Genomic DNA, 12,670 nt, shown 5'->3' with positions numbered 1-12,670 from the left:
AGCTACCTGATACACCGCATGGGGCTGCTACGCAGCCCAGCGGGAGCAAGCTCCCTCGCCACAAAAGGCGCCCAAAGCCACCCAGGCTCTGGGTGGTCACTTAAAGGCTCATCACTTCCCGAATATCCGCCGCCAATTCCCGCACCCGCGCTTCTTCGGTGTCCCACGAGCACATGAACCGTGCGCCGCCCTTGCCGATGAAGGTATAGAAGCGCCAGCCCTTGGCGGTCAGCGCGGCGATGGCCGGTTCCGACAGTTGCAGGAAAACGCCGTTGGCCTGGACCGGGAACATCAGTTCCACGCCGGGAATGTCGTTGACCAGTTCTGCCAGCAATTGGGCGCAGTGGTTGGCGTGGCGGGCGTGTTTGAGCCAGGCGTCGTTTTGCAGCAGGCCGACCCAGGGCGCCGACAGGAAGCGCATTTTCGAGGCCAGTTGCCCGGCCTGTTTGCAGCGGTAGTCGAAATCCACGGCCAGGTCATGGTTGAAGAACAGGATCGCCTCGCCCACCGCCATGCCGTTCTTGGTGCCGCCAAAGCACAGCACGTCCACGCCGACCTTCCAGGTCAGGTCCGCCGGGGAGCAGCCGAGGAAGGCGCAGGCGTTGGAAAAGCGCGCGCCGTCCATGTGCAGGTTCAGCCCCAGTTCCTTGCAGGTGACGCTGATGGCGCGGATTTCATCCGGCGTGTAGACGCTGCCGACTTCCGTGGCTTGGGTCAGGGTGACGACCCGAGGCTTGGGGTAGTGGATGTCCTGGCGCTTGAGGGCGATCTCGCGGATCGCCTCGGGGGTCAGCTTGCCGTTTTCAGTACGTGCCAGCAGCAGCTTGGAGCCGTTGGAGAAGAACTCCGGTGCACCGCATTCGTCGGTTTCGACGTGGGCGGTTTCCGAGCAGATCACGCTGTGATAACTCTGGCACAGCGAGGACAGGGCCAGGGAGTTGGCCGCCGTGCCGTTGAACGCGAAGAACACTTCGCAGTCGGTTTCGAACAAGGCCCGGAAATCGTCCGCCGCGCGGTGGGTCCACTCATCGTCGCCGTAGGCACGTTGATGACCCTGGTTGGCTTCTTCCATGGCGGCCCAGGCTTCGGGGCAAATGCCGGAATAGTTGTCGCTGGCAAACTGTTGACTCTTGTCGGTCATGGCCTTGCTCCTGAATAGAGAGTCCTGGATAAAGAGATCCCTGGCGGAATGCCCGGATGGGGCGTTCCCTGGTTCGGCGTGTTTGGGTCCACAGCGCCGTGGTCGATACTGGTGCGCACTTTACCCAAGATTAGTGGGGGAACACACCGGATGTTTCTGTCGGAAAGTATCAATCTCGTCGCGCGGCTTTATACATGAGCCGGCGTGACGGGGCCCTGGACCTGCTCAAGTGGTTGGCTCTTTTGTCGATGGTCCTCGATCATCTGCGATATGTCGGTTTTTCCGTCGATTGGCTCTATGTGCCGGGACGCTTGGCATTCCCGTGGTTCTGCCTGGCGATGGCGGCGAATCTGGCGCGCAGGGGTGCCAGCGCCGCTCCATGGCGGTACCTGGGCTGGCTGCTGCTATTCAGTGCCGTCAGCGAAATCCCCTACCGCTTGTTCATTCCTGATCCCACCACCCTGAATGTGATGCCAACCCTGGTGCTGGGATTGTTGGTGGCGCGCTGTTGGCAAACGCCCACCCTGGAGGCGCGATGCCTGGCGGTGATGGCGTTGCTGTTGGCGGCGCTGTTTTCGTCGCAGTTGATGTTCGGTTTCTTCGGTGTGCTGCTGCCGCTGGCGATGTTGCTGGTATTCAAGCGTCCCTTGTACATGGCGCTGTTGCCGGGGCTGGTCTGCGTGGCGGCCAACCAATGGCGAGTATTGTATGGCGCGGCGTGGTTGGGAGATGGGGTGGCGTTGTGGGGGCTGGTGGCTTGCCTGATCGCGCCATGGCTTGGGCAGGTGCTTTTGCGACATGCCGGTCGTTTTCATCCACCGGCGATGCGGCGCTGGGCCTATGGCCTTTATCCAGCGCATTTCCTGCTATTGCTCGCGGTTCGCCAGGTCGCTGCTTAACCCTGCGGGAACTGTATTTTGGGAACAGGCCTGTGGGAGCAAGGCTTGCCCGCGATGAAAGCGCCGCGGTCTTCCATGGATCGCGGCGCCTGGATCGCGAGCAAGCTTTGCTCCCACAGTGCTATCGCGCAGGCCTTGCTCTCCGACTCTTTGATCCCATGTCGTAAACGCACCTTTGCGTGGCGTCCATAGGCATTTGACATGCCTGCGCCAGCCATACCATCGCATCCAAAGGGCACGACCGAATGGTCCGTGCCTCACCGAGACGAAAGGCGCACCGCCGCCGCTGGGAGAGACGCGATGTTCAGCAAACAAGACCAAATTCAAGGCTACGATGATGCGCTGCTGGCGGCGATGAACGCCGAAGAGCAACGCCAGGAAGATCACATCGAGCTGATCGCGTCGGAGAACTACACCAGCAAGCGCGTGATGGAGGCCCAGGGCAGCGGCCTGACCAACAAGTACGCCGAAGGCTATCCGGGCAAGCGCTACTACGGTGGCTGCGAGCACGTCGACAAAGTCGAAGCCCTGGCCATCGAGCGCGCCAAGCAGTTGTTCGGTGCCGATTACGCCAACGTCCAGCCGCACTCCGGGTCTTCGGCCAACAGCGCCGTGTACCTGGCCCTGCTGCAAGCCGGCGACACCATCCTGGGCATGAGCCTGGCCCATGGCGGTCACCTGACCCACGGTGCCAAGGTGTCGTCCTCGGGCAAGCTCTACAACGCGGTGCAATACGGCATCGACACCACCACCGGCCTGATCGACTACGACGAAGTCGAGCGCCTGGCGGTCGAGCACAAGCCGAAAATGATCGTGGCCGGTTTCTCCGCTTACTCCAAGACCCTGGATTTCCCACGTTTCCGTCAGATCGCCGACAAGGTCGGTGCCCTGCTGTTCGTCGACATGGCCCACGTGGCTGGCCTGGTTGCCGCCGGTCTGTACCCGAACCCGCTGCCGTACGCCGACGTGGTCACCACCACCACCCACAAGACCCTGCGCGGTCCGCGTGGTGGCCTGATCCTGGCCAAGGCCAACGAAGAAATCGAGAAGAAGCTCAACGCCGCGGTATTCCCCGGCGCCCAGGGCGGCCCGTTGATGCACGTGATCGCCGGCAAGGCGGTGTGCTTCAAGGAAGCGGCGGAGCCTGGCTTCAAGGCTTATCAGCAGCAAGTGATCGATAACGCCCAGGCCATGGCTGGCGTGTTCATCAAGCGCGGCTACGATGTAGTGTCCGGTGGTACCGATAACCACCTGTTCCTGGTCAGCCTGATCCGTCAGGGCCTGACCGGCAAGGATGCCGATGCTGCCCTGGGCCGCGCCCATATCACCGTCAACAAGAACGCCGTGCCGAACGACCCGCAATCGCCATTCGTGACGTCGGGCCTGCGCATCGGCACCCCGGCGGTGACCACCCGTGGCTTCAAGGTTACCCAGTGCGTCACGCTGGCCGGCTGGATCTGCGACATTCTCGACAACCTCGGCGATGCCGATGTCGAGGCCAATGTCGCACAGCAAGTGGCGGCCCTGTGCGCGGACTTCCCGGTTTATCGCTGAGTCGGTTTTGGAGTAATGACTATGCAACGCTATTCGGGCTTCGGCCTCTTCAAACACTCACTCAGCCATCACGAAAACTGGCAGCGGATGTGGCGCACGCCGACCCCGAAAAAGGTCTACGACGTGGTCATCGTCGGCGGTGGCGGGCATGGTCTGGCGACCGCCTACTACCTGGCCAAGGAACACGGCATCACCAACGTGGCGGTGGTCGAGAAGGGCTGGTTGGGCGGCGGTAACACCGCGCGCAACACCACCATCGTGCGCTCCAACTACTTGTGGGACGAATCGGCCCACCTGTACGAACACGCGATGAAACTCTGGGAAGGCCTGTCCCAGGACCTGAACTACAACGTGATGTTCTCCCAGCGTGGCGTCTACAACCTGTGCCACACCCTGCAGGACATCCGTGATTCCGAGCGTCGCGTCAGCGCCAACCGCCTCAACGGCGTGGATGGCGAGCTGCTCAACGCCAAGCAAGTGGCCGACGAGATCCCGTACCTGGATTGCTCGAAAAACACCCGCTACCCGGTGATGGGCGCCACCGTCCAGCGTCGCGGCGGCGTGGCCCGTCACGATGCCGTGGCCTGGGGCTTTGCCCGGGCGGCGGACGCGTTGGGCGTGGACTTGATCCAGCAGACCGAAGTGATCGGTTTCCGCAAGGAAAACGGCGTGTGCATCGGCGTGGAAACCAACAAGGGCTTCATCGGCGCCAAGCGCGTCGGCGTGGTGACCGCCGGTAACTCCGGGCACATGGCCAAGCTCGCGGGCTTCCGCCTGCCGATCGAATCCCATCCGCTGCAAGCGTTGGTGTCCGAGCCGATCAAGCCGATCATCGACAGCGTGATCATGTCCAACGCCGTGCACGGCTACATCAGCCAGTCCGACAAGGGCGACCTGGTGATCGGTGCCGGTATCGACGGCTACAACGGCTACGGCCAGCGCGGCTCGTACCCGGTGATCGAACACACGGTCCAGGCCATCGTCGAGATGTTCCCGGTGTTGTCCCGCGTACGCATGAACCGCCAGTGGGGCGGCATCGTCGACACCACGCCGGACGCCTGCCCGATCATCTCCAAGACCCCGGTGCCGAACATGTTCTTCAACTGCGGTTGGGGCACCGGCGGCTTCAAGGCCACTCCGGGTTCGGGCAACGTCTTCGCTGCAAGCCTGGCCAAGGGTGAAATGCACCCGCTGGCCGCGCCGTTTTCCATCGACCGTTTCCACAACGGCGCACTGATCGACGAACACGGCGCTGCTGCCGTCGCCCACTAACAGGAGAAATCCCTATGTTGCACATCTTCTGTCCTCACTGCGGCGAACTGCGCTCCGAAGAGGAATTCCACGCATCCGGCCAGGCGCATATCCCGCGTCCGCTGGATCCGAACACCTGCACCGACGAGGAGTGGGGCGACTACATGTTCTTCCGTGACAACCCGCGCGGGTTGCACCATGAACTGTGGGACCACGTCGCCGGTTGCCGCCAGTACTTCAACGTGACCCGTGACACCGTGACCTACGAGATTCTCGAAACCTACAAGATCGGCCAAAAGCCGCAGTTCACCGACAAGGCTGACAGTCCGAAAGCGGCTGCACAGGCTCTGGGAGAGAAGGTATGAGCCAGATCAATCGCCTGTCCAACGGCGGACGGATCGACCGCAACAAAGTGCTGAGCTTCACCTTCAACGGTCAGACCTACAAAGGTTTCGAGGGCGATTCCCTGGCCGCTGCGCTGCTGGCCAACGGTGTCGACATCATCGGGCGCAGCTTCAAGTATTCCCGCCCGCGCGGCATCTTCGCCGCCGGTGCCGAAGAGCCGAACGCGGTGCTGCAGATCGGTGCCACCGAAGCCACGCAGATCCCTAACGTGCGCGCCACGCAACAGGCGCTGTACCAAGGTTTGGTCGCCACCAGCACCAACGGCTGGCCGAACGTGAACAACGACATGATGGGGATTCTCGGCAAGGTCGGCGGCAAGCTGATGCCGCCGGGTTTCTACTACAAAACCTTCATGTACCCGCAATCGTTCTGGATGACCTACGAGAAGTACATCCGCAAGGCCGCCGGCCTGGGCCGCTCGCCGACCGAGAACGATCCGGACACCTACGACTACATGAACCGTCACTGCGACGTGTTGATCGTCGGTGCTGGCCCTGCTGGTTTGGCCGCCGCACTGGCCGCGGCCCGCAGCGGTGCGCGCGTCATCCTGGCCGATGAGCAGGAAGAGTTCGGCGGCAGCCTGCTCGACTCCCGCGAGAGCCTGGACGGCAAGCCAGCGACCGAATGGGTAGCCTCTGTTGTCGCTGAACTCAAGTCGATGCCCGACGTGGTGCTGCTGCCTCGTGCCACGGTGAACGGTTACCACGACCATAACTTCCTGACCATCCACGAGCGCCTCACCGACCACCTCGGTGACCGCGCACCGATCGGCCAGGTTCGCCAGCGCATCAACCGCGTTCGCGCCAAGCGCGTGGTGCTGGCGACCGGCGCCTGCGAGCGCCCGCTGGTCTACGGCAACAACGACGTGCCGGGCAACATGCTGGCCGGTGCGGTGTCGACCTACGTGCGTCGCTACGGCGTGGCACCGGGCAAGAAACTGGTGCTGAGCACCAACAACGACCACGCCTATCGCGTCGCCCTGGACTGGTTCGACGCCGGTCTGCAAGTGGTGGCCGTGGCCGATGCGCGCAGCAACCCACGTGGCGCGCTGGTGGAAGAAGCCCGCGCCAAGGGCATCCGTATCCTCACCGGCAGCGCCGTGGTCGAAGCCCGTGGCAGCAAGCGCGTCACCGGGGCACGTGTTGCCGCGATCGACGTCCGCGCCCATAAAGTCACCAGCCCTGGCGAATGGCTGGACTGCGACCTGGTGGCCAGCTCCGGCGGCTACAGCCCGGTGGTCCACCTGGCTTCGCACCTGGGCGGCAAGCCGATCTGGCGTGAAGACATCCTCGGTTTCGTACCGGGCGAAGCACCGCAAAAACGTGTTTGCGTCGGCGGTGTGAACGGTGTCTACAGCCTCGGCGACAGCTTGGCCGACGGTTTCGAAGGCGGCGTGCGCGCGGCCAGCGAAGCCGGCTTCAAAGCGGTAGAGGGCGTGTTGCCCAAAGCCCTGAGCCGTCATGAAGAGCCGACCCTGGCGCTGTTCCAGGTGCCTCACGAAAAATCCACCGCGCGGGCGCCGAAGCAATTCGTCGACCTGCAGAACGACGTCACTGCCGCCGCCATCGAACTCGCCACCCGCGAAGGCTTCGAGTCGGTGGAACACGTCAAGCGCTACACCGCACTGGGCTTCGGTACCGACCAGGGCAAACTGGGCAACGTCAACGGCCTGGCCATCGCGGCCCGTTCGCTGAACGTGAGCATCCCGCAGATGGGCACCACCATGTTCCGTCCGAACTACACGCCGGTGACTTTCGGCGCGGTGGCTGGCCGGCACTGTGGGCACATCTTCGAGCCGGTGCGCTTCACCGCGCTGCATGCCTGGCATGTCAAGAATGGCGCTGAGTTCGAAGACGTCGGCCAATGGAAACGCCCTTGGTACTTCCCGAAGAACGGCGAAGACATGCACGCCGCGGTCAAGCGCGAATGCAAGGCGGTGCGTGACAGCGTCGGCCTGCTCGATGCCTCGACCCTGGGCAAGATCGACATCCAGGGCCCGGATGCCCGCGAGTTCCTCAACCGCGTCTACACCAACGCCTGGACCAAGCTCGACGTGGGCAAGGCCCGCTACGGCCTGATGTGCAAGGAAGACGGCATGGTCTTCGACGACGGCGTAACGGCCTGTCTGGCGGACAACCACTTCCTGATGACCACCACCACGGGCGGCGCGGCGCGCGTGCTGCAATGGCTGGAGATCTATCACCAGACCGAATGGCCGGACCTGAAGGTGTACTTCACCTCGGTCACCGACCACTGGGCGACGATGACCCTGTCGGGCCCCAACAGCCGCAAGCTGCTGAGCGAAGTCACCGACATCGACCTGGACAAGGACGCGTTCCCGTTCATGACCTGGAAGGAAGGCCTGGTGGGTGGCGTGCCGGCACGGGTGTTCCGGATCTCGTTCACCGGTGAACTGTCGTACGAAATCAACGTACAGGCCGACTACGCCATGGGCGTGCTCGAGCAGATCGTCGAGGCCGGGAAGAAATACAACCTGACCCCGTATGGCACCGAGACCATGCACGTACTGCGGGCCGAGAAGGGCTTCATCATCGTCGGCCAGGACACTGATAGCTCGATGACGCCGGACGACCTGAACATGGGCTGGTGTGTAGGCCGGACCAAACCGTTCTCGTGGATCGGCTGGCGTGGCATGAATCGCGAAGATTGCGTGCGTGAAGACCGCAAGCAACTGGTGGGTCTCAAGCCGATCGACCCGAATGTCTGGCTGCCGGAAGGTGCGCAACTGGTGTTCAACACCAAGCAGGCGATCCCGATGACCATGGTGGGTCACGTGACCTCCAGCTACGCCCACAACTCCCTGGGTTATTCATTTGCCATGGGTGTGGTCAAGGGCGGCCTCAAGCGGATGGGCGAGCGAGTGTTCGCGCCATTGGCTGATGGCAGCGTGATCGAGGCAGAGATCGTTTCTTCGGTGTTCTTCGATCCGAAGGGGGATCGGCAGAATATCTAACATTCAAGCCCTGCGGTGGGGGCGTGTGGGAGCAAAGCTTGCTCGCGATGCAGGCGACACGGTAGCCATCAGACCGAGTTATCGTTCATCGCGGGCAAGCCTTGCTCCCACAGCGCCACGCACCGGCAGGTCGAGCAAGCATTCAGACAGGTGCTCCATATGACCGCAGTCAACGTGTACCAACAACGCCCAACCACCGGGGCCAAGGCCGAGTCGTCGCTGCACCATGCCGACCTCGCCAGCCTGGTGGGCAAGGGTCGCAAGAACGCCGGTGTGACCGTGCGCGAGAAAAAACTCCTGGGCCACCTGACCCTCCGTGGCGATGGCCATGACCCGGCGTTCGCCGCGGGCGTGCACAAGGCCCTGGGCCTGGAATTGCCAGGCGCCCTGGCCGTCATCGTCAAGGGTGAAACCAGCCTGCAATGGCTCGGCCCGGATGAATGGCTGCTGGTGGTGCCCACTGGCGAAGAGTTCGCCGCCGAGCAGAAACTGCGTGAAGCCCTGGGCGACCTGCACATCCAGATCGTCAACGTCAGCGGCGGTCAGCAGCTGCTCGAGCTGTCCGGCCCGAACGTGCGCGACGTGCTGATGAAATCCACCAGCTACGATGTACACCCAAGCAACTTCCCGGTGGGCAAGGCCGTGGGTACGGTGTTCGCCAAGTCGCAACTGGTGATCCGCCACACGGGCGAAGACACCTGGGAGCTGGTGATTCGCCGCAGCTTCTCCGATTACTGGTGGCTGTGGTTGCAGGATGCCGCGGCTGAGTATGGGTTGAGCGTGCAGGCCTGATTGATGGCCTTGGAATGCTTTTGTGGCGAGGGAGCTTGCTCCCGCTGGGTTGCGAAGCAGCCCCCAGTATCAGGCGACTGCTGCGCAGTCGAGCGGGAGCAAGCTCCCTCGCCACAGGGTTCTTTGTCGCCCAGTTAATTTGAACAGGAGTCACCGCAATGAGCCGCGCCCCGGATACATGGATCTTGACTGCCGACTGCCCCAGCGTGCTCGGCACCGTGGACGCGGTGACCCGCTTTCTGTTCGAGCAGGGCTGCTATGTCACCGAGCACCACTCCTTCGACGACCGGCTCTCGGCGCGTTTCTTCATTCGCGTGGAGTTTCGCCAGCCCGACGGTTTTGACGAGCAGGCCTTTCGCGCCGGCCTGGCCGAGCGTGCGCAAGCCTTCGGCATGGTCTTCGAACTGACACCGCCCAACTACCGCCCTAAAGTGGTGATCATGGTCTCCAAGGCCGATCACTGCCTCAACGATTTGCTTTACCGCCAGCGCATCGGCCAGTTGTCCATGGACGTGGTGGCCGTGGTGTCCAACCACCCCGACCTCAAGCCGCTGGCCGACTGGCACCAGATTCCCTACTACCATTTCCCCTTGGACCCGAACGACAAGCCGGCCCAGGAGCGACAGGTGTGGCAGGTGATCGAAGACACCGGTGCCGAACTGGTGATCCTTGCCCGTTACATGCAAGTGCTGTCGCCGGAGTTGTGCCGCAAGCTCGACGGCAAGGCGATCAACATCCATCACTCGCTGCTGCCGGGCTTCAAGGGGGCCAAGCCGTATCACCAGGCCTATAACAAAGGCGTGAAGCTGGTGGGCGCCACGGCGCACTACATCAACAACGACCTGGACGAAGGCCCGATCATCGCCCAGGGCGTGGAAGTGGTGGACCACAGCCACTATCCCGAAGACCTGATCGCCAAGGGCCGGGACATCGAAGGGCTCACCTTGGCCCGGGCGGTGGGGTATCACATTGAAAGAAGGGTGTTCCTGAACGCCAATCGTACTGTCGTTCTTTAGGCCGACATCGCGAACAAGGGGTACGCGGTCAAAATTGTGGGAGCGAGCTTGCTCGCGATGAGGCCTTTAAGACAACAAAGAAACAAGACACAAGCACTAACCCGAGCAATCAACGCGCTGCCTGCCTGGGCAACGCAGTTCCACAAAAACAACAGCGAGGTGAAAGCATGTCTGGTAATCGTGGTGTCGTGTATCTCGGCAACGGCAAGGTCGAAGTACAGAAAATCGACTATCCAAAAATGCAGGACCCGCGCGGCAGGAAGATTGAGCACGGTGTCATCCTGCGCGTGGTCTCCACCAACATCTGCGGCTCCGACCAACACATGGTCCGCGGTCGTACCACTGCCCAGACCGGCCTGGTCCTGGGTCACGAGATCACCGGTGAAGTGATCGAAAAGGGCAGCGACGTCGAGAACCTGAAAATCGGTGACCTGGTGTCGGTGCCGTTCAACGTGGCTTGCGGGCGCTGCCGTTCCTGCAAGGAGCAACACACGGGCGTCTGCCTGACCGTCAACCCGGCCCGTGCCGGCGGTGCCTACGGTTATGTGGACATGGGCGACTGGACCGGCGGCCAAGCCGAATACGTGCTGGTGCCTTACGCCGACTTCAACCTGCTGAAACTGCCGGACCGCGACAAGGCCATGGAGAAGATCCGTGACCTGACCTGCCTGTCCGACATTCTGCCGACCGGCTACCACGGCGCCGTCACTGCGGGTGTTGGCCCTGGCAGCACCGTCTACATCGCGGGTGCCGGCCCGGTTGGCCTGGCGGCTGCCGCTTCCGCTCGCCTGTTGGGCGCGGCGGTGGTGATCATCGGCGACGTCAACCCGATCCGCCTGGCTCACGCCAAGGCCCAGGGTTTCGAAATTGCCGACCTGTCCACCGATACACCGTTGCACGAACAGATCGCTGCGCTGCTGGGCGAGCCTGAAGTCGACTGTGCTGTCGACGCGGTAGGCTTCGAAGCCCGCGGCCATGGCCATGACGGCGTCAAGCACGAAGCCCCGGCCACCGTGCTCAACTCGTTGATGGGTGTGGTCCGCGTCGCTGGCAAGATCGGTATCCCCGGTCTCTACGTCACCGAAGATCCGGGCGCAGTCGATGCGGCGGCAAAAATGGGCAGCCTGAGCATCCGCTTCGGCCTGGGCTGGGCGAAATCCCACAGCTTCCATACCGGCCAGACCCCGGTCATGAAGTACAACCGCGCGCTGATGCAAGCGATCATGTGGGACCGTATCAACATCGCCGAAATCGTGGGTGTGCAGGTCATCAGCCTGGATGATGCGCCGAAGGGTTATGGCGAGTTCGATGCGGGCGTGCCGAAGAAGTTTGTGATTGATCCGCACAAGTTGTTCAGTGCGGCGTAAAGCAGTAGGCAGGACGGAAAAAGGGCGACAGTGATGTCGCCCTTTTTATTCGGCCTGTCCCGGATTGCTTATTCCGGCGTTACTCTTGTGGCCTGCATGCCTTTAGTTCCCTTCTCGATTTCAAATGAAACGGTCTGCTTCTGTTTCAACGTTTTATAACCCTCGCCGGCTATCGCCGAGTAATGAACGAACAATTCCTCGCCGCCGTTGCCGCAGGTAATGAAGCCATAGCCTTTTGCATCGTTAAACCATTTAACGGTTCCTTTGATTCGGTCGTTCATTTTTATTGTCCTGCTTGCCGAATGAATAAAGGCGTGGTTGCCCATGACCTTGTTTCCGTTGACACAACGGGAGCTTAGGGACGGGGCAAATCGTTGCCTACTGTCAGAGTTGACAGTAGGCAATACCGAGAGGAAATAACCGATTGCAGGTGATATTCAGAGGCCTGTCATGAGGCGGTCATGCCATGGCTTGCGCTTTCCATTGTGGCGAGGGGATTTATCCCCGTTGGGCTGCGTAGCAGCCCCTTGCTTTTCAGATACCAGCGGCGAGCGCTTCGCACTCGAGCGGGAGCAAGCTCCCTCGCCACGGGTTATTGATGTGCAGTTGCGGCCCCGACCCGGTCGCAGAATTCAGGGTAGAACCCCGGGCGCTAGGGCCTTGGCAATAGTCTTGCGCCTGGGCCAATGCAGCACCGCTGAAATTCAGGTTGCGAGGCATGCTGGCAAAGGTGATGTAGCCATCCTGTTGCGTCTTGATGGCGTCGAAACCCTGCATGTCGTAGACCAATTCCACGTCATCATCAGCCAGCAGTCGCGCCTTGACCGTCACCTGTGTGTATTGCTTGCCCCCTGGTGCGCCATTGAGTGCCGCCAGGCCGTGGCCGACGACACGCAGCATGTGCGGGACCCAGGGCTCGCAGTCATCCGCGCAAGGGCCTGGACGGTAGAGCACGGTCAGCGCCTGTTGATCGCGGCTCACCTCGGTCAGGGTCGGGTCGGAGCGTTTGATGCGGTGTTCGATGGTCAGCCAGGTCTTTTGTTCTTCGCTGGTGCCATCGGCAAGTTCCGGGGTCAGCGGGCCGCGCTGGCATTCGCTGACGCCCAGGGCGATGAGCATGCCGGTCAGGATGACCGCGAGGGTGGCGCCGCCGATTTTTACGTTCATGGGCAAACTCTGCAGGAGGAAGCCGCACTGTACGGTAATGGTGCAGGTGAGGGCAGGGGGCTTTGGGCGGGCGGTGCTGGAACAGTGACGCGGTTACCATGACC

At 62.2% G+C, this 12,670-nt stretch carries 11 protein-coding genes; 8 read left to right on the top strand and 3 right to left on the bottom strand.

Annotation, left to right across the window (positions count from 1 at the left end; genetic code table 11):
* Positions 1–100 precede the first annotated feature (100 nt).
* A complete protein-coding gene (locus tag ACZ5M5_RS28285) occupies positions 101–1,141 on the bottom strand; it encodes a threonine aldolase family protein (RefSeq protein WP_060740295.1) in 1,041 nt (346 codons plus the stop codon).
* Between the two features lie 194 nt (positions 1,142–1,335).
* On the opposite strand from ACZ5M5_RS28285, the gene ACZ5M5_RS28280 reads away from it, so the two are divergent.
* The 8 genes from ACZ5M5_RS28280 (at position 1,336) to fdhA (ending at position 11,399) form a co-directional block, all read left to right on the top strand.
* On the top strand, positions 1,336–2,040 hold the full coding sequence (locus ACZ5M5_RS28280; RefSeq protein WP_060740296.1) for a TraX family protein: 705 nt from the start codon (positions 1,336–1,338) through the stop codon (positions 2,038–2,040).
* Positions 2,041–2,340: 300 nt separating this feature from the next.
* Positions 2,341–3,594 (top strand): serine hydroxymethyltransferase, encoded by a 1,254-nt coding sequence (gene glyA, locus ACZ5M5_RS28275; RefSeq protein ID WP_003206308.1) that lies wholly within the window; start codon positions 2,341–2,343, stop codon positions 3,592–3,594.
* Positions 3,595–3,615: 21 nt separating this feature from the next.
* On the top strand, positions 3,616–4,866 hold the full coding sequence (locus tag ACZ5M5_RS28270; protein WP_003177603.1) for a sarcosine oxidase subunit beta: 1,251 nt from the start codon (positions 3,616–3,618) through the stop codon (positions 4,864–4,866).
* A 14-nt stretch (positions 4,867–4,880) separates the two neighbouring features.
* Positions 4,881–5,210: a sarcosine oxidase subunit delta gene (locus ACZ5M5_RS28265; protein WP_060740298.1), complete on the top strand. Its 330-nt coding sequence runs from the start codon at positions 4,881–4,883 to the stop codon at positions 5,208–5,210.
* Positions 5,207–8,224 (top strand): sarcosine oxidase subunit alpha, encoded by a 3,018-nt coding sequence (locus ACZ5M5_RS28260; protein WP_060740299.1) that lies wholly within the window; start codon positions 5,207–5,209, stop codon positions 8,222–8,224. Before ACZ5M5_RS28265 ends, ACZ5M5_RS28260 begins: the two co-directional genes overlap by 4 nt.
* A 159-nt stretch (positions 8,225–8,383) precedes the next feature.
* Complete coding sequence (locus ACZ5M5_RS28255) at positions 8,384–9,016, top strand: sarcosine oxidase subunit gamma (protein ID WP_060740300.1); 633 nt, start codon at positions 8,384–8,386, stop codon at positions 9,014–9,016.
* A 158-nt stretch (positions 9,017–9,174) separates the two neighbouring features.
* Positions 9,175–10,032: a formyltetrahydrofolate deformylase gene (gene purU / locus ACZ5M5_RS28250; RefSeq protein ID WP_060740301.1), complete on the top strand. Its 858-nt coding sequence runs from the start codon at positions 9,175–9,177 to the stop codon at positions 10,030–10,032.
* Positions 10,033–10,199: 167 nt separating this feature from the next.
* The gene (fdhA, locus tag ACZ5M5_RS28245) at positions 10,200–11,399 is read left to right on the top strand and encodes a formaldehyde dehydrogenase, glutathione-independent (RefSeq protein WP_464738275.1); all 1,200 of its coding nucleotides are present in this window, start codon (positions 10,200–10,202) and stop codon (positions 11,397–11,399) included.
* A gap of 68 nt (positions 11,400–11,467) precedes the next feature.
* Here the strand turns inward: fdhA and ACZ5M5_RS28240 are convergent, their stop codons facing one another.
* Together ACZ5M5_RS28240 and ACZ5M5_RS28235 are read right to left on the bottom strand one after the other, a co-directional pair.
* Positions 11,468–11,680, bottom strand: coding sequence for a cold-shock protein (locus tag ACZ5M5_RS28240; protein WP_060743119.1), 213 nt, complete (start codon positions 11,678–11,680; stop codon positions 11,468–11,470).
* A gap of 253 nt (positions 11,681–11,933) precedes the next feature.
* Positions 11,934–12,566 (bottom strand): hypothetical protein, encoded by a 633-nt coding sequence (locus tag ACZ5M5_RS28235; RefSeq protein WP_464738274.1) that lies wholly within the window; start codon positions 12,564–12,566, stop codon positions 11,934–11,936.
* Positions 12,567–12,670 lie beyond the last annotated feature (104 nt).

This window comes from Pseudomonas sp. Van50, from assembly GCF_055390755.1.
This window is presented reverse-complemented; position numbering and strand designations above follow the sequence as displayed.

Coding starts and splice junctions, on each gene's coding strand:
- ACZ5M5_RS28235 (WP_464738274.1), bottom strand. CDS start 12,566: ATGAACGTAAAAATCGGCGGCGCCACCCTCGCGGTCATCCTGACCGGC.
- ACZ5M5_RS28240 (WP_060743119.1), bottom strand. CDS start 11,680: ATGAACGACCGAATCAAAGGAACCGTTAAATGGTTTAACGATGCAAAA.
- ACZ5M5_RS28270 (WP_003177603.1), top strand. CDS start 3,616: ATGCAACGCTATTCGGGCTTCGGCCTCTTCAAACACTCACTCAGCCAT.
- glyA (WP_003206308.1), top strand. CDS start 2,341: ATGTTCAGCAAACAAGACCAAATTCAAGGCTACGATGATGCGCTGCTG.
- ACZ5M5_RS28260 (WP_060740299.1), top strand. CDS start 5,207: ATGAGCCAGATCAATCGCCTGTCCAACGGCGGACGGATCGACCGCAAC.
- ACZ5M5_RS28255 (WP_060740300.1), top strand. CDS start 8,384: ATGACCGCAGTCAACGTGTACCAACAACGCCCAACCACCGGGGCCAAG.
- fdhA (WP_464738275.1), top strand. CDS start 10,200: ATGTCTGGTAATCGTGGTGTCGTGTATCTCGGCAACGGCAAGGTCGAA.
- ACZ5M5_RS28285 (WP_060740295.1), bottom strand. CDS start 1,141: ATGACCGACAAGAGTCAACAGTTTGCCAGCGACAACTATTCCGGCATT.
- purU (WP_060740301.1), top strand. CDS start 9,175: ATGAGCCGCGCCCCGGATACATGGATCTTGACTGCCGACTGCCCCAGC.
- ACZ5M5_RS28265 (WP_060740298.1), top strand. CDS start 4,881: ATGTTGCACATCTTCTGTCCTCACTGCGGCGAACTGCGCTCCGAAGAG.
- ACZ5M5_RS28280 (WP_060740296.1), top strand. CDS start 1,336: ATGAGCCGGCGTGACGGGGCCCTGGACCTGCTCAAGTGGTTGGCTCTT.